General features: G+C 66.1%; 21 protein-coding genes. 10 read left to right on the top strand and 11 right to left on the bottom strand.

The window, feature by feature from the left end:
• From ACEN88_RS06665 to ACEN88_RS06635, 7 genes are all read right to left on the bottom strand, one after another.
• Window positions 1-287, bottom strand: a 287-nt coding sequence (locus tag ACEN88_RS06665) for a zinc-ribbon domain-containing protein (RefSeq protein ID WP_413338111.1), incomplete at its 3' end; no start/stop codon positions are given.
• A 3-nt stretch (window positions 288-290) separates the two neighbouring features.
• Window positions 291-1241 (bottom strand): 50S ribosomal protein L11 methyltransferase, encoded by a 951-nt coding sequence (gene prmA / locus ACEN88_RS06660; RefSeq protein ID WP_413338109.1) that lies wholly within the window; start codon window positions 1239-1241, stop codon window positions 291-293.
• Window positions 1238-2647 carry an acetyl-CoA carboxylase biotin carboxylase subunit gene (accC, locus tag ACEN88_RS06655; protein ID WP_413338107.1) on the bottom strand — a complete coding sequence of 470 codons (1410 nt, stop codon included), beginning with the start codon at window positions 2645-2647 and terminating at the stop codon, window positions 1238-1240. Before accC ends, prmA begins: the two co-directional genes overlap by 4 nt.
• A 73-nt stretch (window positions 2648-2720) precedes the next feature.
• On the bottom strand, window positions 2721-3185 hold the full coding sequence (gene accB, locus ACEN88_RS06650) for an acetyl-CoA carboxylase biotin carboxyl carrier protein (RefSeq protein ID WP_056129930.1): 465 nt from the start codon (window positions 3183-3185) through the stop codon (window positions 2721-2723).
• 86 nt (window positions 3186-3271) lie between these two features.
• Complete coding sequence (gene aroQ, locus ACEN88_RS06645; RefSeq protein WP_413338106.1) at window positions 3272-3709, bottom strand: type II 3-dehydroquinate dehydratase; 438 nt, start codon at window positions 3707-3709, stop codon at window positions 3272-3274.
• Window positions 3710-3815: 106 nt separating this feature from the next.
• The gene (locus ACEN88_RS06640; protein ID WP_413338105.1) at window positions 3816-4370 is read right to left on the bottom strand and encodes a redoxin domain-containing protein; all 555 of its coding nucleotides are present in this window, start codon (window positions 4368-4370) and stop codon (window positions 3816-3818) included.
• Window positions 4363-4992 (bottom strand): hypothetical protein, encoded by a 630-nt coding sequence (locus ACEN88_RS06635; protein ID WP_413338114.1) that lies wholly within the window; start codon window positions 4990-4992, stop codon window positions 4363-4365. The genes ACEN88_RS06640 and ACEN88_RS06635 overlap by 8 nt, the downstream gene beginning before the upstream one ends.
• A gap of 86 nt (window positions 4993-5078) precedes the next feature.
• On the opposite strand from ACEN88_RS06635, the gene mpl reads away from it, so the two are divergent.
• The 10 genes from mpl (at window position 5079) to ACEN88_RS06585 (ending at window position 17087) form a co-directional block, all read left to right on the top strand.
• The gene (mpl, locus tag ACEN88_RS06630) at window positions 5079-6449 is read left to right on the top strand and encodes a UDP-N-acetylmuramate:L-alanyl-gamma-D-glutamyl-meso-diaminopimelate ligase (protein WP_413338103.1); all 1371 of its coding nucleotides are present in this window, start codon (window positions 5079-5081) and stop codon (window positions 6447-6449) included.
• Complete coding sequence (locus ACEN88_RS06625; protein WP_413338101.1) at window positions 6446-7102, top strand: YqiA/YcfP family alpha/beta fold hydrolase; 657 nt, start codon at window positions 6446-6448, stop codon at window positions 7100-7102. Before mpl ends, ACEN88_RS06625 begins: the two co-directional genes overlap by 4 nt.
• A complete protein-coding gene (locus ACEN88_RS06620; RefSeq protein WP_413338099.1) occupies window positions 7099-7692 on the top strand; it encodes a chorismate--pyruvate lyase family protein in 594 nt (197 codons plus the stop codon). Before ACEN88_RS06625 ends, ACEN88_RS06620 begins: the two co-directional genes overlap by 4 nt.
• Window positions 7689-9737, top strand: coding sequence for a ribonuclease catalytic domain-containing protein (locus tag ACEN88_RS06615; RefSeq protein WP_413338097.1), 2049 nt, complete (start codon window positions 7689-7691; stop codon window positions 9735-9737). The genes ACEN88_RS06620 and ACEN88_RS06615 overlap by 4 nt, the downstream gene beginning before the upstream one ends.
• A gap of 184 nt (window positions 9738-9921) precedes the next feature.
• Window positions 9922-10773 (top strand): TonB family protein, encoded by an 852-nt coding sequence (locus ACEN88_RS06610; RefSeq protein WP_413338113.1) that lies wholly within the window; start codon window positions 9922-9924, stop codon window positions 10771-10773.
• A gap of 11 nt (window positions 10774-10784) precedes the next feature.
• Window positions 10785-11606: a shikimate dehydrogenase gene (gene aroE / locus ACEN88_RS06605; protein ID WP_413338095.1), complete on the top strand. Its 822-nt coding sequence runs from the start codon at window positions 10785-10787 to the stop codon at window positions 11604-11606.
• The gene (gene mtgA, locus ACEN88_RS06600; protein ID WP_413338093.1) at window positions 11603-12343 is read left to right on the top strand and encodes a monofunctional biosynthetic peptidoglycan transglycosylase; all 741 of its coding nucleotides are present in this window, start codon (window positions 11603-11605) and stop codon (window positions 12341-12343) included. The genes aroE and mtgA overlap by 4 nt, the downstream gene beginning before the upstream one ends.
• A gap of 192 nt (window positions 12344-12535) precedes the next feature.
• On the top strand, window positions 12536-13501 hold the full coding sequence (gene corA, locus ACEN88_RS06595; protein ID WP_413338091.1) for a magnesium/cobalt transporter CorA: 966 nt from the start codon (window positions 12536-12538) through the stop codon (window positions 13499-13501).
• 137 nt (window positions 13502-13638) lie between these two features.
• Window positions 13639-15852: a TonB-dependent siderophore receptor gene (locus ACEN88_RS06590; protein ID WP_413338089.1), complete on the top strand. Its 2214-nt coding sequence runs from the start codon at window positions 13639-13641 to the stop codon at window positions 15850-15852.
• Window positions 15853-15854: 2 nt separating this feature from the next.
• Window positions 15855-17087: a PepSY-associated TM helix domain-containing protein gene (locus ACEN88_RS06585; RefSeq protein ID WP_413338088.1), complete on the top strand. Its 1233-nt coding sequence runs from the start codon at window positions 15855-15857 to the stop codon at window positions 17085-17087.
• Between the two features lie 3 nt (window positions 17088-17090).
• Here the strand turns inward: ACEN88_RS06585 and ACEN88_RS06580 are convergent, their stop codons facing one another.
• From ACEN88_RS06580 to hemL, 4 genes are all read right to left on the bottom strand, one after another.
• Window positions 17091-17576, bottom strand: coding sequence for a heme-degrading domain-containing protein (locus ACEN88_RS06580; protein WP_413338086.1), 486 nt, complete (start codon window positions 17574-17576; stop codon window positions 17091-17093).
• A 169-nt stretch (window positions 17577-17745) separates the two neighbouring features.
• Window positions 17746-18159 (bottom strand): hypothetical protein, encoded by a 414-nt coding sequence (locus ACEN88_RS06575; RefSeq protein ID WP_413338084.1) that lies wholly within the window; start codon window positions 18157-18159, stop codon window positions 17746-17748.
• 92 nt (window positions 18160-18251) lie between these two features.
• Window positions 18252-19529 carry an NRAMP family divalent metal transporter gene (locus ACEN88_RS06570; RefSeq protein WP_413338083.1) on the bottom strand — a complete coding sequence of 426 codons (1278 nt, stop codon included), beginning with the start codon at window positions 19527-19529 and terminating at the stop codon, window positions 18252-18254.
• A 16-nt stretch (window positions 19530-19545) separates the two neighbouring features.
• The gene (gene hemL / locus ACEN88_RS06565) at window positions 19546-20847 is read right to left on the bottom strand and encodes a glutamate-1-semialdehyde 2,1-aminomutase (RefSeq protein WP_413338081.1); all 1302 of its coding nucleotides are present in this window, start codon (window positions 20845-20847) and stop codon (window positions 19546-19548) included.
• Between the last annotated feature and the right edge of the window lie 152 nt (window positions 20848-20999).

Genomic DNA, 20999 nt, shown 5'->3' with positions numbered 1-20999 from the left:
CGCCGCCACACCTGCGCGCGCGCGGGCTCGGGCACGTCGTCGGCAGGCTTCGGCAGGATGCCGAGCGGATCGAAGGTGTGGTCGAAGTCGAGGGTGTAGACGGGCAGCGCGTCGTCTTCCTGGACGGGCGCCGGCGCTGCCGGCTTGTCCAGGTCGATCAGGTGGGCGTTGCCGTCAAAGATGCGCTGGCAAGACCCGCAGCGGACGATGCCGCCGCGGAGCTTGAGTTGGTCCGCGGCGACGCGGAACGTGGTGTGGCAATGCGGGCACTGGGTGGCGAGCGCCATGCCTTATTTGCTGCCGTCGGTGGCACGTGCCCCAGGTGCATTTTCTGCGCCGAGCTGCCCGTGAAGAGCGACCCAGCCGTCCTGCTCGGCCCAGACGCCCAGCTTGATGAAAGGTGCGTACGCGGCGGCCACTTCCTCGGCCTGGCGCGCCAGCACGCCCGACAGGATCAGCGAACCGCCGTCGGCCACGCGGCTTGAGAGCATCGGCGCCATCAGCTTCAATGGGCTCGACAGGATGTTCGCGACGACGATGTCGAAACGTTCGTTGCCGTGCCTTGATGCGACGAAGTCGTCCGGCACGTGGAAATCGATCTCGCAGCGGTTGCGTTCCGCGTTCAGCCTGGCGGATTCGATGGCCTGCTCGTCGATGTCGACGCCGGTGACGCCAGCCGCGCCGAGCTTCTTCGCGACCATCGCGAGGATGCCCGAGCCGCAGCCGTAGTCCAGCACCGATTTGCCGGGCGCCGGGTGGGCTTCCAGCCATTCCATGCACAGGCGCGTGGTCGGATGGCTGCCCGTGCCGAATGCGAGGCCCGGGTCGACTTCGAGGATCAGCGCGTCGGGATCCGGGGCTTCGTGCCAGCTCGGCACGACCCAGATGTTCTTGCCGATGTGGATCGGCTCGAACTGCGATTGCGTGAGGCGTACCCAGTCGGCGTCCGCGACGGGACGCGTCGTGAATGCAGGCGCCTGCCGCAGGCCGATGGCCGCCGCAGCCTCGGCCACGATCGCGGCCTGGTCGGCATCCTCGTCCGTCAGCGCGACGACGCGGCTGTGATCCCAGGCGGCTTCCTTCGGCACCATGCCCGGTTCGCCGAACAGGGGCTTCTCGTCTTCCGTGCCTTCGTCCGCGTCTTCCACCGAGACCGACAGCGCGCCCACTTCCATCAGGGCGTCGGACAGCCCCTCGGCGTGCTCGCGTGCGATCTCGATTATGACTTCCGTCCAGCTCATTGATCAGCCTTTGCGTCTGCGACCTCGGCTTTGGCGCCGATCGCGCCATCCTTCGGCAGGTCCGGCTTGTGGGCCAGCTTCTGCTCCAGGTAGTGGATGTTGGTGCCGCCTTCGATGAAGCGGGCGTCGACCATCAGTTCGCGGTGCAGCGGGATGTTGGTCAGGATACCCTCGACGACCATTTCCGACAACGCGATCTGCATGCGGCGGATCGCCTGGTCGCGCGTGGCGCCGTAGGCGATGACCTTGCCGATCATCGAATCGTAGTGCGGCGGCACGTAATAGCCGGCGTACGAATGCGAATCGACGCGGATGCCGGGGCCGCCCGGCGGGTGCCAGCCCGTGATGCGGCCCGGCGACGGGGTGAACTTGAACGGGTCTTCCGCGTTGATGCGGCACTCGATCGCGTGGCCCGACAGCATGATGTCGCGCTGGCGGAAGCGCAGGCGCTCGCCGCAGGCGATGCGGATCTGCTCCTGCACGATGTCGATGCCGGTGATCATTTCGGTGACCGGGTGTTCGACCTGCACGCGGGTGTTCATCTCGATGAAGTAGAACTCGCCGTTCTCGTACAGGAATTCGAACGTGCCGGCGCCGCGGTAGCCGATCTTGCGGCAGGCTTCGGCGCAGCGGTCGCCGATCTTCTCGATCAGCTTGCGCGGGATGCCCGGTGCCGGCGCTTCCTCGATGACCTTCTGGTGGCGGCGCTGCATGGAGCAGTCGCGCTCGCCCAGCCAGACGGCCTGCTTGTGTTCGTCGGCGAGGATCTGGATTTCCACGTGGCGCGGATTCTCCAGGTATTTCTCCATATAGACTTCCGGATTGCCGAACGCGGTGCCGGCTTCCGTCTTGGTCATCGCGACGGCGTTCAGCAGCGCGGCTTCCGTGTGCACGACGCGCATGCCGCGGCCGCCACCGCCGCCGGCGGCCTTGATGATGACCGGGTAGCCGACGCGGCGCGCGGTCTGGATGATCTCTTTCGGATCGTCGGGCAGGGCGCCGTCCGAACCGGGCACGCACGGCACGCCGGCGCGGATCATCGCCTGCTTGGCCGAGACCTTGTCGCCCATCAGGCGGATCGATTCAGGGCGCGGGCCGATGAAGACGAAGCCCGATTTTTCGACGCGTTCGGCGAAGTCGGCGTTTTCCGACAGGAAGCCGTAGCCGGGGTGGATCGCTTCGGCGTCCGTGACTTCCGCCGCGCTGATGATCGCCGGCATGCTCAGGTAGCTTTGCGCGGACGGTGCCGGGCCGATACAAACGGACTCGTCGGCCAGCTTCACGTACTTGGCGTCCTTGTCCGCCTCGGAGTGCACGACAACCGTCTTGATGCCCATCTCGCGGCAGGCGCGCTGGATACGCAACGCGATTTCACCACGGTTGGCGATAAGAATTTTTTCAAACATGGTAAGTTCGGTGTTTCTTTGAGTGCCGGCAGCGTGCCGGGAGGGCGCGGTCGGACGACCGCGCCGGAGACGTTTAGCCGATCACGAACAGCGGCTGGCCGAATTCGACGGGCTGGCCGTTTTCCACCAGGATCTTGGTGACGGTGCCGGACAGGTCGGCATCGATTTCATTCAGGAGCTTCATCGCTTCGATGATGCACAGGGTATCGCCTTCCTTCACCGTAGCGCCCACTTCGACGAACGCCGGGGCGCCCGGTGCCGAGGAACGGTAGAACGTGCCGACCATCGGCGACTTGACGACGTGGCCGGTCGGTTCGGCCGGTGCGGCCGGGGCTGCTGCGGGCGCGGCTGCCGGTGCCTGGACGGCCGGTGCCGAGTATTGCTGGACGCCTTGCTGCGGCACCATGACCATCTGATTCTGCGGGATTGCCGACGACTTGACGATGCGGACCTTGCTTTCGCCTTCGGTCACTTCGAGTTCGGCGATATCCGACTCGGCGACGAGGTCGATCAGTGTCTTGAGTTTTCTTAGATCCATGTGAAACCCCTTGGAATTATTTGTTTAAGAGCATACGGCGCGTCGGCGGTAGGTACTTATGCGCGAATGCGTGAAGTTGACGTAGATTAACGTTGTTTCAGCGCGAAGTCGATGGCAAAGCGATATCCATCCGCTCCCAGCCCGCAGATCGTGCCCAGCGCGATCGCCGACAGGAAAGAGTGGTGCCGGAATTCCTCGCGCTTGTAAATATTAGAGATGTGCACTTCCACGAACGGAATGTCCACCCCGGCCAGCGCATCGCGCAGCGCCACGCTGGTATGGGTCAAACCGCCCGGGTTGATGACGATCGCGTCCACGCTTTCCTGGCGGGCGGCGTGAATGCGGTCGATCAGCGCGCCTTCATGGTTGCTTTGGAAACAGACGATCTCCGCCCCGGCTTCCCGTGCCTGGGCGGTGGCGGCCTGCTCGATGTCGGCCAGCGTCGTCGCGCCGTACACCGCAGGCTCACGTGTCCCCAACAAATTCAAATTAGGGCCATTGAGCAGCAGTAGCTTTTTCGCCATATTCAACCGTCTGTTTGCCCGAAAGACAGGCATTTTGCCGCCAACGTTACGTGTTGGCAAGCGATAAAAAGAAGTCGGAAAATAAGTGAACGACCGTTCGCTGGAACTACAACTTGGCCAGGTCGGCGCGCACCTGATCGAACTTCAGACGGCCCAGGTAAGTCTTGCGGACCTGCCCATCTGCGCCGATCAGCACCGTAAATGGCAGCCCGCCGTTCGCGTTGCCGAGGCCGCGCGCGAGGTCGGTGCCACCCATGCCGCCTACGTACAATGGGTAGGAAATCTTGATTTTGCGGGCAAACTCGGCGAGGTTCGTGGGGGAATCGATGCCGATGCCGATCACATTGAAGGTCTTGCCGCTGTCCTTGGCCGCCAGTTCCGACAATTCCGGCATCTCCGACACGCACGGTGCGCACCACGACGCCCAGAAGTTGACGAGCAGCGGCTTGCCCTTCCACCGGGCGAGCGGCTGCGGCTTGCCGGCCAGGTCGTTCAGCGAGGTCGCATACAGATTCGTCACCGCCGTGTGCGGCCTTCCGTCCGTGGGTGTATAGGTCGTCGTCAGCGGACCCTTGGCATCCTGCTTCACGCCGGCGATGGCACCGAGAACCGTAAAGGCGGCGGCCAGGATCACATAACCGGCCAGGTGTTTCTTATTCATCGTGTTCGAGAGAGTCGTTGTTCGTCAGGGTGCGGAGCGTGGCAGTATCGGCGCGCTGCAGGCTGCCGTCCGCGCGGGTTTTCAGCGCACCGCGTAAATCGTTCATATCATAAAGCTCGGCGTGCACCATTTCCTTATGCCACATGAAGCTTACCGTTTCTACCGGATCGTAGCGTCCCCCTTTGAAGTGGGGAGTTTCCGAAATCTCGATATTGACATTGCGATTCAACAGCCAGATTTCGACTTCCTTGGCGCTGTCGGCAAATAATTGCAGGTGGATGTCGTCATGTTCGCCCGCCGTTCCGTTCAAGACCGCACCGGTAATATACGGACGGAACTCGGCCAATTGGTCCATCACTTCCAGCGCCGTACTGCGCATGTGTTGCAGGCGCGCGGCCTGGGCCGGGCCGTGGAACAATGCCTGGTAGCGGCGCACCTCGTCTTCGACTTGCAGATTATCCGGCAGGTAATTAGGAGAAGGGCGATCGACGCCGAGCACCTGGCGCGCCGCCTTCGTCTTGGCCGTCGAGTAATCGGCCCCATCCTGGGCGATCATGCGGGCGGCCGTCGCGGCGATGCGTGCGCGCACCTGTTGGAGGTCGTCGTTTGAATTGGGCATCATGTCCGAGATCATACTCTTGAAAGGAAAATGGCATCGCGTCGGGTAGAATCGCGTATTCGCCATTACAGAGATCCCTTCGGCACGTCATGCACATCCATATCCTCGGCATCTGCGGCACCTTCATGGGCGGCCTCGCGGTGCTGGCCAAAGAGGCCGGCCACCGCGTCACCGGGTGCGACGCCAACGTCTACCCTCCGATGAGCACCCAGCTCGAAGCCCAGGGCATCGAGCTGATCCAAGGTTACGGGCCCGAACAGGTGAGCCTGAACCCGGACCTGTACGTCGTTGGCAACGTGATGACGCGCGGTAATCCGCTCGTCGAGGAGATCCTGAACCGCGGCTTGCCGTACGTATCTGGCCCGCAATGGATCGGCGACCACATTCTCCGTAATAAATGGGTGCTCGCTGTCGCGGGCACGCACGGCAAGACGACGACGACGTCGATGCTGGCGTGGATCCTGGAAGACGCCGGCTATTCGCCGGGATTCCTGATCGGCGGCGTGCCGCTGAACTTCGGCGTGTCGGCGCGCCTGTCCGGCGAGACCGAGTCCGACTTCTTCGTGATCGAGGCGGACGAGTACGACACGGCCTTCTTCGACAAGCGTTCGAAGTTCGTGCACTACCACGCCAAGACCGCCGTGCTGAACAACCTCGAATACGATCACGCCGACATCTTCCCCGATATCGGCGCCATCGAGACCCAATTCCACCACCTCGTGCGCACCGTGCCCGGCGTCGGGCGCATCGTCGTGAACGGCGACGAAGCGTCGCTGGCGCGCGTGCTGAAGCGCGGCTGCTGGAGCGAGAAGGAAAGTTTCGGCTCGGCCGAAGGCGTGGACTGGAGCCTCGTCGAACATCCGGGCGGTTCCAGCTTCGACGTGTTCTTCAAGGGCGACAAGCAGGGCACCGTCCACTGGGACCTGACCGGCCACCACAACCGCAGCAACGCCATGGCCGCCATCGCGGCCGCGCGCCACGTGGGCGTGCCGCCCGCGCAGGCGATCGAGTCGCTGGCCCGCTTCCAGAATGTCAAGCGGCGCATGGAAGTGCGCGGCGTCGTCAACGGCGTGACGGTGTACGACGACTTCGCGCACCATCCGACGGCGATCGCGACGACCGTCGGCGGCCTGCGCCAGAAGATCGGTACAAGTGGCCGCATCCTGGCCGTGCTGGAACCCCGCTCGAACACGATGAAGCTGGGCGCGATGAAGGATGCGCTGCCGGGCAGCCTGAAGGATGCGGACCTCGTGTTCGGCTTCGGCAGCCCGCAGGCGCTGGGCTGGTCGCTGGCCGACGCCTTGAAACCGCTGGGCGCCAACGCGCACAGCTTCGACCAGCTCGACTACATGGTGCAGGCGATCGTCCAGGCCGCGCAGCCGGGCGACCACATCCTCGTGATGAGCAACGGCGGCTTCGGCGGCGTGCACCAGAAGCTGCTGGAGGCGATGGCGGCATGAGCGGGACAGCAGGCTTTTCCGCAGGCGCCCGCGAGGGCGCGCGCGTCCACCTCCTCTATCTGCACGGCTTCCGCTCGTCCCCGCGCTCGTTCAAGGCGCGCGTGGTACAGCAGCGGATGGAAGCGGCCGGCCGCGCCGGCAACCTGATCTGCCCGCAACTGCCGGCCTCGCCGAAGGCCGCCATGGACCTCGTCCTCACGCTGGTCGAACGCTATTCGGGCAATCTCGCGATCATCGGTTCGTCGCTGGGCGGCTTCTACGCCACCTGGCTGGCGGAACGCTTCGGCTGCCGCGCCGCGCTGATCAATCCGGCCGTCGATCCCTTGAAAGACCTCGATAAACACGTCGGCATCACGACCGAATGGCATACGGGCGAGCCGTTCGAATTCAAGCGCGACTACATCGACGAACTGGCCGCATTGAAGGTCGGCGCCATCACCCGGCCGGCGCGCTATTTCCTGCTGGCCGCCACGGGCGACGAGGTGTTGGACTACCGCGACATGGTTGCGCATTACGCGGGCGCGCACCAGCACGTCATCCAGGGCAGCGACCACGCGGTGTCGGAATTCGAGCAGTATGTCGATGAGGTGCTGGCTTTCTGCCTGACGGATAATCCAGACGAAGGCGACGCCGGATCGGACCATCGTCAGTGAGGCCCGCGTCGCTGCGCCGGGCCCGCTGGCTGGCGCATCCGGACGGTACGGGCGCGCCGGCCGTCATGCGCGACTGGCTGACGACGCCGGGTTCGCTGACGGCGCGCCTGATCGCGCACAGCCGGCATTTCCGGGTACAGAAACTGCGCCAGGCGGGCAATGTCTGCCTGGCGGACGAGGCCGACGCGATCGGCCTGGCGCGGCCCCGGCGCGTGTGGGAACGCGAAGTGCTGCTGCGCTGCGACGGGCAACCGGTCGTGTACGGCCACACCGTCGTGCCGATGAGCGCGAGCGCGAGCGACTGGCCCCTGTTTTCGGCGCTGGGCGAACGTTCGCTCGGCACCACGCTGTTTTACGATCCTCGGGTCACGCGCGGGCCGCTCGAATTCGCGCGGCTGCGTCCCGGCCATCCGCTGGTGGCGCGCGTGCATGCTGCGCTCGGCCGGAACGGGCCGGCGCGCGACACTTATTTTGCGCGACGCTGCGTGTACCGCCGCCGCCAGGGACTGCTGCTGGTCACCGAGGTCTTCCTGCCCGAGGTGCTCGATCTCGAGGCGACCGCATTTAATATGAATACGAATACAAAATGAACTTATTTTTCGAAGAGTCCGGCGATTTCAAGGTCGGCACCGTGCTGTCGCAGGCGGGCGAGGCCTACCAGGTCGAAATGCCGAGCGGGAAGCGTACGAAGGTCAAGGCGCGCGACGTGATGCTGCAGTTCGACAAGCCGGACCCCGCGACCTTGCTGGAACAGGCGAAGGCCGTCGCGGCGGACGTCGATCTGGAATTCCTGTGGGAAGTCGCGGGCCAGGAAGAATTCGGATTCGCGGAACTGGGCGCCGAGTACTTCGGCCACGCGCCGCTGCCGTTCGAAGCGGCCGGCCTCGTGCTGGCGCTGCACGGCGCGCCGATCTATTTCTACAAGAAGGGCCGCGGCCGCTACAAGGCGGCGCCGGAACAATCGCTGCGCGCGGCGCTGGCCGGCATCGAAAAGAAGAAACAGCAGGCCATCGTCCAGGCCGCGTATGTCGAGGAACTGAAGGCCGGCACGCTGCCGCAGGCGATGCAGCCGCTCGTCCAGCAACTGCTGTTCAAGCCGGACAAGAACAGCATCGAATACAAGGCGCTCGAAACGGCGGCCGACGAGCTGCAGACGACGGCGCCGCGCCTGATGCTGTCCACGGGCGGCATCGCGTCGGCGAAAGAGCTGCACATGGGCCGCTTCCTGTTCGAACACTTCCCGCGCGGCGCCGGCTTCCCGCCCGTCGCCGTGCCGACCCCGCCCGCCGACCTGCCGCTGGCGAACGTGGCCGCGTTCTCGATCGACGATGTGACGACCACCGAGATCGATGACGCGTTCTCCGTCGAAAAGCTGGATGACGGCACCGTCCGCGTGGGCATCCACATCGCGGCGCCGGGCCTGGGCATCCGTCCGGACGACGCCATCGACAAGATCGCCCGCGCGCGCATGTCGACCGTGTATATGCCGGGCGACAAGATCACGATGCTGCCGGACGACGTCGTCGACGCCTACACGCTGGCCGAGGGCAACGACTGCCCGGCGCTGTCGCTGTATGCCGTGCTGGATCCGGCCACGTGGACCGTGCTCTCGACGACGACCCGCGCCGAGCGCGTGCCCATCAAGAACAACCTGCGTCACAACGACCTCGACGACGTCGTCAACGAGGAGACGCTGAACAACGGCGAAGGCGACTACCCGCACAAGATGGAACTGGGCCTGCTGTGGCAGTGGGCGCTGCAGCTGGAAGCGGGCCGCATGAAGAAGCGCGAAGCGTTCGGCCTGAAACCGGAACAGGCGAACCGCGTCGACTTCAATTTCTATGTCGAGGACGACGTCGTCACGATCGTGCGCCGCAAGCGCGGCGCGCCGCTGGACAAGATCGTGGCCGAGCTGATGATCTTCGCGAACAGCACGTGGGGCAAGCTGCTGCACGACTGCGGCGTGCCGGGCATCTACCGCTCGCAGGGTCCGGGCGCCGGCGGCTGGGCCGCCAAGATGCAGGTGCGCATGGTGACGCACGCGGCGCCGCACCAGGGCCTCGGCGTCGATCAATATGCGTGGTCGACGTCGCCGCTGCGCCGCTATACGGACCTCGTGAACCAGTGGCAGATCCTCGCGTGCGCCAGCAATGGCGTGACGGCGCCGCTCGTCGCCCCGTTCAAGCACCGCGATGCCACGCTGTTCTCGATCGTCTCCGCATTCGACGCCGCGTACTCCGCCTATAACGACTTCCAGCAGAACATGGAGCGTTACTGGTGCCTGCGCTGGCTGGCGCAGGAAAACGCCAGGCAGGTCGAGGCCGTCGTGCTGAAGGACGAGGTGTTGCGCCTCGTCGAGATCCCGCTCGTGATCCGCCTGCCGGGCATGCCGCAGGCGGCGCGCGGCGCGCAGGTTCGCCTGGACATCGTGCGCTGGGACGAGGTCGACCTGGCGCTGGAGGCGCGCCTGCTCGAAGTCGCGGCCGTGGCGCCCGAAGCGGCCGAGGAACTGGGCCTGGACGAGGAAGAAGACACGGGCGAGGCGGCGGCAGCGGAAGCGGCCGAGGCCGAAGGTGCCGTGGCCGTCACCGATCCGGAAACGCAGACCGACGTCACGGGCGAGCAGGCCGCATGATGTGTGACTGATACCGATCGTTGACACGTCGACAAGATCCTGTTGCGTTCGTGGTGACTTCAGCGGTCGGGTCTTTCCGCAAGGCTCGCAAATCGGCCGGCCTGCACGGTAGAATGGGGAGTTCCATGACCCCAACCGTCCCACCCCGCAGCGCGTGAACACCCTCCGACACAACCGCCCCCTGATGATCGCCATCACCTGCTCGGTGCTGGCGCACGCCTCCCTGCTGGCGGTCCGTTTCGCCGCGCCGGACGCGTTCCGGCTGCAGCCGGCCGATCCGGGCCTGGAGGTCATCCTGGTCAACGCGAAGCATGCGCGTGCCCCCGTCAAGGCGGACGCGCTGGCCCAGGCCAACCTGGACGGCGGCGGCAATGCCGATGCCGGCCGCGCCCAGTCGCCCCTGCCGGACCTGCGCAAGGTCGAGAATGGCGACAGTATCAAGGCCCTGCAACGCCGCATCGCGGAACTGGAACAACAGCAGAAAAGCGTGCTGACGAAGATGCGCCAGTCGCAGTTCAACAGCGCGCCCGTGGCCGAACAGACGAAGCCCGACCCCAGCCGCACGGGCGAGGACAACCTCGACTCCACCAAGGCGATCGCGCGCATGACGGCCGAGATCACCCAGCGCATCGCCGACGAGAACAAGCGCCCGAAAAAGACGTTCATCAGCCCCAGCACGCGCGAGGTCGGCTACGCCATGTACTACAAGGCGATGCAGAAGCGCGTGGAGGAGGTCGGCACCTTGAACTTCCCGCAGCAGAACGGCAAGAAGCTGTACGGCGAGCTGGTCGTCTACATCCCGATCTTCCAGGACGGCACGCTGTACGAAAAAGAAGGCGGACCGCGCATCGAACGCAGTTCCGGCAATCCGGCGCTGGACAAGGCCGCGCTGGCGATCGTCCGCCGCGCCGCGCCGTTCGGCAAATTCCCGGCCAATATGCGCTCGACCGACAAGGACGACCTCTGGATCGTCGTCACCCGCTTCAAATTCACCCGCGAAGAAAAACTGCAGGCCGAACTGCGCGGCGAAGGATAACAGGAGACTTCATGACGGATAAATATTGCGTGATCGGCAACCCGATCGCCCACAGCAAATCGCCGGACATCCACGCCGCGTTCGCGGCCGCGACCGGCCAGGACATCTCGTACGAGCGCTGCCTGGCGCCGCTCGACGGTTTTGCGGACACTGTCCGCGACCTCGTCGCGCAAGGCTACCGCGGCGCCAACGTGACGCTCCCGTTCAAGCTGGAAGCGGCCGCGCTGGCCACCCGGCTGGAAGCGCGGGCGCGCCTGGCCGGTGCCGTCAACACCTTGCGCTTCGAAAATGGCGAGATCGTCGGCGACAACACGGACGGTCCGGGCCTCGTCGCGGACATCGTCAGGAACGCCGGCGTGCCGCTCACCGGCAAGCGCGTCCTGCTGCTGGGCGCGGGCGGCGCGGCGCGCGGCGTCATCCTGCCGTTCTTGAACGAGAAGCCGGAAGCGATCGTGATCGCCAACCGCACGCGCGCGACGGCCGATGCGCTCGTGTCCCACTTTGCCGATCACGTGGCTTACCCGGGGCAGATCAGCGCCTGCGGGTTTGCCGACATCGAGGGTGCGTTCGACGTCGTCGTCAACGCGACGTCGGCCAGCCTGTCGGCCGACCTGCCGCCGGTGCCCGCGTCGGCCTTCCGCGCGGGGACGCTGGCGCTGGACATGATGTACGGGAAGGAGCCGACGCCGTTCATGGCGTTCGCGGCCTTCCACGGCGCGACCGTGCGCGATGGCCTCGGCATGCTGGTCGAGCAGGCGGCGGAAGCGTTCTTGACCTGGCGCGGTGTGCGGCCGGAGACGTCGGCCCTGCTGGCCCGCATGCGCGCATCATGAGCGGCATCGGCACGCTCAAGGCGGGCGCGCCCGCGCGCGCAAAAACCGGCGGGCGGCGCTGGCTGAAGTGGATCGTCCTCGGGCCGCTGCTGCTCGTCGTCCTGCTGCAGCTGTATTTCTTTGCGATGGTGTGCTGGTGGACGCAGTTCAACCCGTCGTCCACAAGCATGATGCGCCAGCAGTTGTCGGCGCTGCGCGAGCGGAATCCGAACGCGAAGGTGGAGCAGGTGTGGGTGCCGTACGCGCGCATCTCGAACAACCTCAAGCGCGCCGTGATCGCGTCCGAAGATTCCAATTTCGTCGACCACGACGGCGTCGACTGGGACGCGCTGGAAAAGGCGTACGAGCGCAACAACAAGAAGCACCGGGTCGTGGGCGGCGGCTCGACGATTACCCAGCAGCTGGCCAAGAATTTGTTCCTGTCCGGCTCGCGCAACTACCTGCGCAAGGGCCAGGAACTGGTCATCGCCTACATGCTGGAAGCGGTGATGGACAAGGAACGCATCCTCGAGATCTACCTGAACGTGGTCGAATTCGGCCGCGGCGTGTTCGGCGCCGAGGCTGCGGCGCGCCATTATTTCCGCATCCCGGCCGCGAACCTGAACGCCGCCCAGGCCGCCCGGCTGGCCGTGATGCTGCCGAACCCGCGCTACTACGACCGCCACCGCGACACCAACTACCTGGCACGCCGCACGGCCATCATCCAGCGCCGCATGAACGCAGCGGAATTGCCCTGAACCGGGGTCAGAGCCCGGATTTTGGCAATAACTCAAGAGCATGCTGAATCGGACAACGCATTGCCGACAAGTTTGCTCAGGATATTTCCAAAAATCGGGCTCTGACCCCGGTTTCATCTGCTTTAGGCTGGCCGCCCTCAGGGCTTACAGGTACACTTGCGCTGTTTCCGAATCCGGCCGAGAAAGCAGCGCATGATCAATGTATTTGTCCTACAAAATGGCCGACTGAACCAGATACCCATCGCGTCGCGCGCCGATCTGGAGAACGCGCCTGCCGTCTGGGTCGACCTCCTCGACCCGACCGACGAGGAGCGCGCCTGGGTCAAGTCGACCTATGACGTGATCCTGCCCGGCGAGGACGAAGTCCAGGACATCGAGGCGTCCGCGCGCTACTACGAAGCGGAAAACGGCGACCTGCACCTGCGCACCGACTTCCTGCGCGAGGAAGAGGACGGCCCGTCGCGCATCGTGACCGTCGCGTTCATCCTGGCCAAGAAGATCCTGTTCTCGGTCCACACGGACGACCTGCCCGTGTTCCGCCTCGTGCGCCTGCGCGCGCGCTCGCGGCCCGGGTCGATCGAGGACTACATGGACGTGCTGCTGGACCTGTACGCGACCGACGCCGAGTACTCGGCCGATGCGCTGGAAGGCATTTACGAGAGCCTGGAAGACGTCAGCCAGCGCGTGCTGCAGAAGGAATTCACCGACCAGGACGCGGCCTCCGCGCTGAATGCGATCGCCCACGAGGAAGACTTGAACGGCCGCATCCGCCGCAACATGATGGACACGCGCCGCGCCGTCAGCTTCCTGATGCGTGGCCGATTGCTGAACGCGGAACAGTTCGAGGAGGCGCGCCAGATCCTGCGCGACATCGAATCGCTCGACGGCCACACGTCATTCCTGTTCGACAAGATCAACTTCCTGATGGATGCCACCGTCGGCTTCATCAACATCAACCAGAACAAGATCATCAAGATCTTCTCGGTGGCCTCGGTCGCGTTCCTGCCGCCGACCTTGATCGCCAGCATCTACGGCATGAACTTCGAATTCCTGCCGGAACTGCACTGGCAGTTCGGCTACGGCTGGTCGCTGGGCCTGATGGTCGTCAGCGCGATCGCGCCGTTCCTGTACTTCCGCCACCGCGGCTGGTTGAAGTAATCCCCGACATGTTCCCGTGATCCCGTGCGCCGGCCCAGCCGGCAGCGCAGATATGCGTTCGTCTCATTGTCGTTGACTCATTAAATGAGAATCATTATCATTCGCGTTCAATATTAGATCCAGAACGGAGTGATTCGATGGCCATGCATGCGCGCGCCGCCCGGCGTATTCCACCCAACCGCCTCGCGGCCGCCGTCGCGCTTGCCTTGCCGCTGCTGGCCGAGGCCGCCGCCGATGATCCGGTCGACGCACCGGTCCAGCAGGTGCAGATCAGCGCCACGCGGCTCGGCGAAACGACCGAGGGGACCGGCTCGTACACGACGGGCAAGGACCGGACGGCCGTGCCGCTGACCCTGTCGCTGCGCGAGACGCCGCAATCCGTCACGGTGGTGACGCAGCAGCGCATCGAGGACCAGGGCCTGCTCACCGTGACGGACGTCGTCAACAACGTGACGGGCGTGTCCGTGAACCAGTACGAGACGAGCCGCGCCGGCTTCACCGCGCGCGGGTTCGACATCGACAACCTGCAGATCGACGGCGTGCCGACGACGTGGGAACAGTCGTGGAGCGCGGGCGAGGTGCTGGGCAGCCTGGCGCTGTACGACCGCGTCGACGTCGTGCGCGGCGCGACGGGGCTGATGACGGGCGCCGGCAACCCGTCCGCCGCCATCAACCTCGTGCGCAAGCATGCGACCGGCAAGACCCTGGCCGGCACGGTGGAAGCGGGCATCGGCCGCTGGAACCAGCGCCGCCTGCTGGGCGACGTGACGACGCCGCTGACGCGGGACGGCAGCGTACGTGCCCGCTTCGTCGGCGAGTACACGGATGGCGACAGCTGGGTGTCGCTGCTGTCGAACCGGAACAAGACCGCGTACGCGACGATCGACGCGGACCTGGGCCGCTCGACCCTGCTGCAGGTCGGGATCAGCCGCCAGGAAACGCAGGCGAACGGCCCGATGTGGGGCGGCCTGCCGTACTGGCATTCGGACGGGTCGAAGACGGACTGGGACGTCTCGAAGACGTCGGCCGCGGACTGGACCCGTTGGCCGACCTCGTACGACAGCGCCTTCGTCAACCTGGAACACGGTTTCGCCAACGGCTGGAAGGTCAGGGCCACCGCCAGCCGGGGCGACCGCCGGTCCGATTCCTACCTGCTGTACCTGTCGGGCGTGCCGGACCGCGCGACGGGCGAGGGCCTCGCCGCCTTCGCCGGCTCGTACGCGACCCGCACGAAGCAGGACAACGCCGGCCTGCACGCGAGCGGTCCGTTCGAACTCGCCGGCCGCACGCACGAAGTGGCGTTCGGCGTGCTGCACCAGAAGCAGACCTTCGTCTCCAACAGCCGCGCGGCCGATTTCGGCACGGGCGCCGGCGTGCCGGGCGTCGGCGACTTCAACGCGTGGACGGGGACCGCGTACCGGCAGCCCGCGTGGAGCGCGCCGACGTTCTACGAAAGCAGCGCGACGAAGCAGGCCGCGCTGTACGGCGTGGCGCGCTTCTCGCTCGCCGATCCGCTCACCCTGATCGTGGGCGCCCGCGTGACCGACTATGAAAAGTCGGGCCGCGGCCTGTACACGGCCGCGTACGACATCAGGCACGAGCGCGAAGTGACGCCGTACGCGGGCGTCGTCTACGACATCGACGGGACGTATTCCGTGTACGCGAGCTACACGGACATCTTCCAGCCGCAGAACCTGAAGGACATCGACGGCAACATGCTCGACCCGATCGTCGGCACGAGCTGCGAGGCGGGCGTGAAAGCCGAATTCCTCGACGGCCGCCTGAACGGGGCGTTCGCCGTGTTCCGCGCGAAGCAGAACAACCTGGGCCAGGAAGCGGGCCTCGTCGACCGCGACGGCAGCGGCCCGCTGGCGCCGGAGACGTATTACCGCGCGGCCGCCGGCGCGACGAGCGAGGGCATCGAGTTCGATGCGTCCGGCGAACTGGCGAAAGGCTGGAACGTGACGGCCGGCTACACGCAGTACCGCGCGAAGGATGCGGCCGGCGCGGACGTCAACAGCGTCTATCCGCGCCGCCTGTTCCGCGTCTTCACGACGTATCGCCTGCCGGATGCGTGGAGCGCGTTGAGTGTCGGCGGCGGCGTGAACTGGGAAGGCCGCACGTACACGGTCGACCCGGGCGCCCCCGCCGGCACGAATGGCCTGATCGAGCAGTCGCCGTTCAGCGTCGTCAACCTGATGGCCCGCTACGACATCACGCGGCAGCTGTCGGCCCAGCTGAACGTCAACAATGCGTTCGACCGCAAGCATTTCGGCATGTTCTCCGCGTACGGCGCGATCACGTACGCGGCCCCGCGCAGCACGACCCTGACGCTGAAGTACGCGTTCTGACCATGCGCGCGACCTGGACCCTCATCCACCGCTGGTGCGGCCTGCTCACCGCGGCCTTCCTGTTCGTCAGCGGGATCACGGGCGCCGTGATCTCGTGGGACCACGAGCTGGACGACTTGCTCAACCCGCACCTGATGGAAGCGCATACGCCCGGCACGCCGCGGGATCCGCTGGCGCTGGCACGCCGGGTCGAGGCGCGCCATCCGGACGTGCGCGTGTCGTACGTGCCGCTGCACGCGCAAGCCGGGAAATCGCTGGCGCTGGGCGTGGCGCCGCGCATCGATCCCGCCACGGGCGCCTTGAGGTCGCCCGGCTTCAACCAGGTCTTCGTCGATCCGGTCAGCGGCGCGGAACTGGGCCGGCGCGAGTGGGGCGCCGTGTGGCCGGTCAGCCGCGAGACGGTCGTGTCCTTCCTGTACCGCCTGCATTATTCGCTGCATCTGCCGGACCGCTGGGGCATCTGGCTGATGGGCGCCATCGCGGCGGTGTGGACGCTCGACTGCTTCGTCGGCTTTTATCTGACCCTGCCGGTGCGGCGCCAAACCGCCAACCCCGGCAAGTCGTGGTGGCAGCGCTGGCGGCCGGCGTGGATGGTGCGCTGGCGCGGCGGCGGCGCGAAGCTGAATTTCGACCTGCACCGCGCGTTCAGCCTGTGGACATGGGTCGTGCTGTTCGTCCTCGCCTTCACGGCGTTTTCGCTGAACTTGTACCGCGAAGTGTTCTATCCCGTGATGCAGACGTTCACGCAGGTCACGCCGTCGCCGTTCGACACCCGCGTGCCGGCCGACCTGCAGCACCCGGTCGAGCCGCGCGTTCCGTACGGCGACGTCGTCGCGCGCGCGGGCATCGAAGCGAGCCGGCGCGGCTGGAATGCGCCTGTCGGCAGCCTTTATTATTCGCAGGAGTACGGCGTCTACATGGTGAGCCTGTTCGCGCCGGGCGACGACCACGGCGCGGGCGGCGTCGGCCCCGCGCTGCTGTATTACGACGGCCAGGATGGCCGCCTGCTGGGTGACCGCCAGCCGTGGAAGGGAACGGCCGCCGACATCTTCGTGCAGGCCCAGTTCCCGTTGCACTCGGGCCGCATCCTCGGGCTGCCGGGGCGGATCCTGATCTCGTGCATGGGACTCGTCGTCGCCATGCTGAGCGTGACCGGCGTGATCATCTGGTGGCGCAAGCGGGCGTCGCGCGCCGTGAGCGCGCGGCGCGTGAAGGCGGTGCCGGTCGAGACCTGATGCTTACAGCGCGACGTCGTCCGCTTTCAGGTACCACTTCAGCGCGCGCACGACCATCGCATGGTCGTCCACGCCCGCGAGGCCGGACACGGTGATCGTGCCGACCTGGCCCGTCCCCTTGATGACGATCGGGAACGAGCCGCCGTGCGCGGCATAGTCCTTCGAGTCGAACGTGGGCAGGTTGTCGAAGTCGCGGCCCGCGTTGACGGCCTCCGTGTGCACGAAGAACGACGCGTGACCCGTGCGGTTCACGAGGTTGCTCTTGCGGCGGATCCAGTCGACGTTGTTCGGGCTCGTACCCGCCATCGCATAAAAGAACAGCGGATTGCGGTTGATCGTGATGTCGATCGTGACGGCGACCTTGTCCGCCTTCGCCTGCTCGACGATCCTGTTGCCGATCGCGAGCGCCGCGTCGTTGTCGAAGGACGTGAACTGCAGCGCCTGCTCCTGGCGGCGGATGGTGTCGAGCGATACGGTTTTCTTGTCCATGCTGGTTCCTGGGGTGGTCGTTGCGGCGCCGGCGGTGCCGGCGAACAAAGCGCTTGCCGCGATCAGTACGGCGCAGGAACAGGGAATAATGTGGCGGATGGTACGCACAGCCATGTCGTTGCCTCTCTCCGGTTTTATTATCCGGAAAGTATAACCGGAGAGCGGCCCGTTATTGCTTCAGATTCACGAACAGATTCGCGGCGAACGCGAGGATGGCTAGCGCGGCGATGATTTCCGCGATCACCAACGCCGGCGCGAAGGCCATGTGACCCAGCAGCAGCATGGAGAGCGCGACCATCATCACGGGCAATGCGAGGTTCAGCAGCCAGAAGTGCAGGCGCGCGAGGCGGCTCTCGCCCGCCTTCGGGAACACGCTGTAGATCAGGCCGGCGAGCGCCAGTGTCGTCCAGCCCAGCAGGTTGACGTGGGCGTGCACGGGGCGCAGGGTGAAATTCTGGCTGGCGCCCATGGCGATGCCCAGCGAGATGCCGAAGATGAGGTAGAGGACGGCAAGCTTGATCCAGATGATGCCTGCGCGCGAGAACTGCGGTTGCGGCAGGGGAGTAACGGTCGTGGTTTGCATGGTGGGGCTCCTGATGGATGGTCGATGTGGAGCGCATCGTACATACGGTGGGCGCACCCGTGCAGCCCCACGCGTGGGGGACGATCGACCGGTCACATCGTTGCAAACATGGCCACGACGGCCACGAGCATCACCGCCACGCCGATCCAGCCGATCACGGTATGGCGTGTGGATAACGTGTAGCCGCCCATGATCTTGCGGTTATGCGCGAGCAGCATCATGACGGCCATGATCGGCACGGCGATGACGCCGTTGATCTGCGCGGACAGCACCAGCGCCGCGATCGGGTCGACCGGGGCGAAGTCGAGCGCGACGCCGCCCAGCGTGGCCAGCGCGATGATGCCGTAGAACTCGCGCGCCTCGACGACCTTCAGGTCCATGCCGTTGCGCCAGCGGAAGCTCTCGGTGACGGCATATGCGGCCGACCCCGCCAGCACGGGCACGGCGAGCATGCCCGTGCCGACGATGCCCAGCGCGAACGCGAGGAACGCGAATTCGCCCGCCACCGGCCGCAGCGCCTCGGCCGCCTGCGCGGACGACTGGATGTTCGTGATGCCGTGCGCGCCCAAGGTGACGGCCGTCGTCAGCATGATGAAGAAGGCGACGAGGTTGGAAAAGCCCATGCCGATCAAGGTGTCGGCCTTGATGCGCCTGAGTTGCGCGGCGGCGTCGCGCGGGCGCGTGCGCAGGGCGCGCGCGTGGTGGTCGTTGCGGATCTCCTCGACTTCCTGCGACGCTTGCCAGAAGAAGAGGTAGGGGCTGATCGTCGTGCCGAACACGGCGACGATGAGGGCGACGGCATCCTTCGTGAAGGCGAAATGGGGCCACACGGTGCGCGCAAGGACTTCCGTCCACGGCATGTGCACTGCGAACGCCGTCGCGACGTAGGCCAGCAGGCCCAGGGTCAGCCATTTCAGGTAGCGCACGTAGGTGGCATACGGCAAAAAGACCTGCAGCGCGAGGCACAGCAGGCCGAAACCGAGCGCATACAGGTGGCTGGAGCCGGTGCCCGTCACGAGGCGCAGCGCCTCGCCCATCGCGGCGATGTCGGCCGCGATGTTGATGACGTTGGCAACGAGCAGCAGCGCGACGATGGCGTACAGCAGCCAGGGCGAATACGCGCGGCGGATGTTGGCCGCGAGCCCGCGTCCGGTCACGCGCCCGATGCGTGCCGACACGAGCTGGATGCCGACCATGAACGGGTAGGTCAGCACCAGCGTCCACAGCGTGTTGAAGCCGAATTGCGCGCCGGCCTGCGAATACGTCGCGATGCCGGACGGGTCGTCGTCGGCCGCGCCCGTGATCAGGCCGGGGCCGAGCGATTTCAGCGTGGCGTTGTCGGTGAGGCGGCGGAACAGCTTGAACGGCATGTCGGGCCGGGCGCGGTCACGCCAGGCGGGCAAACACGCGGCGGGCCGCTTCGACCGTCTCGGCGATCACGGCATCGTCGTGCGTGGCCGAGACAAAACCTGCTTCGAACATCGCGGGCGCGAAGTACACGCCTTCGTCCAGCATGCCGTGGAAGAAGCGGTTGAAGCGCTCCTTGTCGCCGGCCATCATCTGGCCGTAGCTGGACGGGATCGTGTCGGCGAAATACAGGCCGAACATGCCGCCGACGCTGTCCGCGCAGAACGCGATACCGGCTTCCTTCGCGGCCGCCGTCAGGCCGTCGACCAGTTTCTTCGTCTGCGCCGTCAGGTGCTCGTAGAAGCCCGGCTGCTGGATCAGCTTCAGCGTGGTCATGCCGGCGGCGACGGCGACCGGGTTGCCGGACAGCGTGCCCGCCTGGTAGACGGGGCCGATCGGCGCCATCTTCTGCATCAGGTCCGCGCGGCCGCCGAACGCGGCGACCGGCATGCCGCCGCCGATCACTTTGCCGAGCGCGGTCAGGTCCGGCACGATGCCGTACAGCGCCTGCGCGCCACCGATGCCGACGCGGAAGCCCGACATCACTTCGTCGAAGATCAGCACGGCGCCATATTCCGTGCATAGTTCGCGCATGCGCTGCAGGAATTCCGGCGTCGCGCGGATCAGGTTCATGTTGCCGGCGACGGCTTCCACGATCACGCAGGCGATGGTGTCGCCCATCGACTGGAACGCATCTTCCAGCTGCGGGATGTTGTTGTAGTCGAGGACGATGGTGTGCTTGACGAAGTCTTCCGGCACGCCGGCCGACGTCGGGTTGCCGAACGTGAGCAGGCCCGAACCGGCTTTGACCAGCAGGGAATCGGCGTGGCCGTGGTAGCAGCCTTCGAACTTGACGATCTTGTCGCGGCCGGTGGCGCCGCGTGCGAGGCGCAGCGCGCTCATCGTCGCTTCCGTGCCGGACGAGACGAGGCGCACCTGCTCGATCGACGGCACGAGGCGGCAGATTTCCTCGGCGATCTCGATCTCGCCCTCGGTTGGCGCGCCGAACGACAGGCCACGCGCGGCCGCGTCCTGCACGGCTTTCACCACGTCCGGATGGGTGTGGCCGACGATGGCCGGGCCCCAGGAGCCGATGTAGTCGATGTAGCGCTTGCCGTCCGCGTCCCAGAAATACGGCCCCTCGGCCCGCGTGATGAAGCGCGGCGTGCCGCCGACGGAGCGGAAGGCGCGCACGGGCGAGTTCACGCCGCCCGGCGTGGTCTGCTGGGCGCGGGCGAACAGGATGTCGTTTTTCGAAGTGGAGTCGGACGTAGCGGTCATGGTTGTCTGGATGAATCCCGGGCGCAGGCGCCGGCGGGGTTAGCAGGCCGCGCCGGGAGCGCGGAAGATCTTGTTCGGGATGAGCCGGCCCATGCCGAAGCGGCAGGCATGGACGAGGGCGCCGGTGACGTAGTCCTGGGCCCCGGGCAGGG

The sequence above is a fragment of the Massilia sp. CT11-108 genome (assembly GCF_047302915.1).
GTDB classification, from domain to species: domain Bacteria; phylum Pseudomonadota; class Gammaproteobacteria; order Burkholderiales; family Burkholderiaceae_D; genus Telluria; species Telluria orientalis.
The sequence above is the reverse complement of the archived record's forward strand: the minus strand, read 5'-3'. Positions and strand labels throughout refer to the sequence as shown.

Coding starts and splice junctions, on each gene's coding strand:
- mtgA (WP_413338093.1), top strand. CDS start 11,603: ATGAGCGGCATCGGCACGCTCAAGGCGGGCGCGCCCGCGCGCGCAAAA.
- prmA (WP_413338109.1), bottom strand. CDS start 1,241: ATGAGCTGGACGGAAGTCATAATCGAGATCGCACGCGAGCACGCCGAG.
- aroQ (WP_413338106.1), bottom strand. CDS start 3,709: ATGGCGAAAAAGCTACTGCTGCTCAATGGCCCTAATTTGAATTTGTTG.
- aroE (WP_413338095.1), top strand. CDS start 10,785: ATGACGGATAAATATTGCGTGATCGGCAACCCGATCGCCCACAGCAAA.
- ACEN88_RS06640 (WP_413338105.1), bottom strand. CDS start 4,370: ATGAATAAGAAACACCTGGCCGGTTATGTGATCCTGGCCGCCGCCTTT.
- corA (WP_413338091.1), top strand. CDS start 12,536: ATGATCAATGTATTTGTCCTACAAAATGGCCGACTGAACCAGATACCC.
- ACEN88_RS06635 (WP_413338114.1), bottom strand. CDS start 4,992: ATGATGCCCAATTCAAACGACGACCTCCAACAGGTGCGCGCACGCATC.
- ACEN88_RS06570 (WP_413338083.1), bottom strand. CDS start 19,529: ATGCCGTTCAAGCTGTTCCGCCGCCTCACCGACAACGCCACGCTGAAA.
- ACEN88_RS06590 (WP_413338089.1), top strand. CDS start 13,639: ATGGCCATGCATGCGCGCGCCGCCCGGCGTATTCCACCCAACCGCCTC.
- ACEN88_RS06585 (WP_413338088.1), top strand. CDS start 15,855: ATGCGCGCGACCTGGACCCTCATCCACCGCTGGTGCGGCCTGCTCACC.
- ACEN88_RS06625 (WP_413338101.1), top strand. CDS start 6,446: ATGAGCGGGACAGCAGGCTTTTCCGCAGGCGCCCGCGAGGGCGCGCGC.
- ACEN88_RS06580 (WP_413338086.1), bottom strand. CDS start 17,576: ATGGACAAGAAAACCGTATCGCTCGACACCATCCGCCGCCAGGAGCAG.
- ACEN88_RS06615 (WP_413338097.1), top strand. CDS start 7,689: ATGAACTTATTTTTCGAAGAGTCCGGCGATTTCAAGGTCGGCACCGTG.
- hemL (WP_413338081.1), bottom strand. CDS start 20,847: ATGACCGCTACGTCCGACTCCACTTCGAAAAACGACATCCTGTTCGCC.
- accB (WP_056129930.1), bottom strand. CDS start 3,185: ATGGATCTAAGAAAACTCAAGACACTGATCGACCTCGTCGCCGAGTCG.
- accC (WP_413338107.1), bottom strand. CDS start 2,647: ATGTTTGAAAAAATTCTTATCGCCAACCGTGGTGAAATCGCGTTGCGT.
- mpl (WP_413338103.1), top strand. CDS start 5,079: ATGCACATCCATATCCTCGGCATCTGCGGCACCTTCATGGGCGGCCTC.
- ACEN88_RS06575 (WP_413338084.1), bottom strand. CDS start 18,159: ATGCAAACCACGACCGTTACTCCCCTGCCGCAACCGCAGTTCTCGCGC.
- ACEN88_RS06610 (WP_413338113.1), top strand. CDS start 9,922: ATGATCGCCATCACCTGCTCGGTGCTGGCGCACGCCTCCCTGCTGGCG.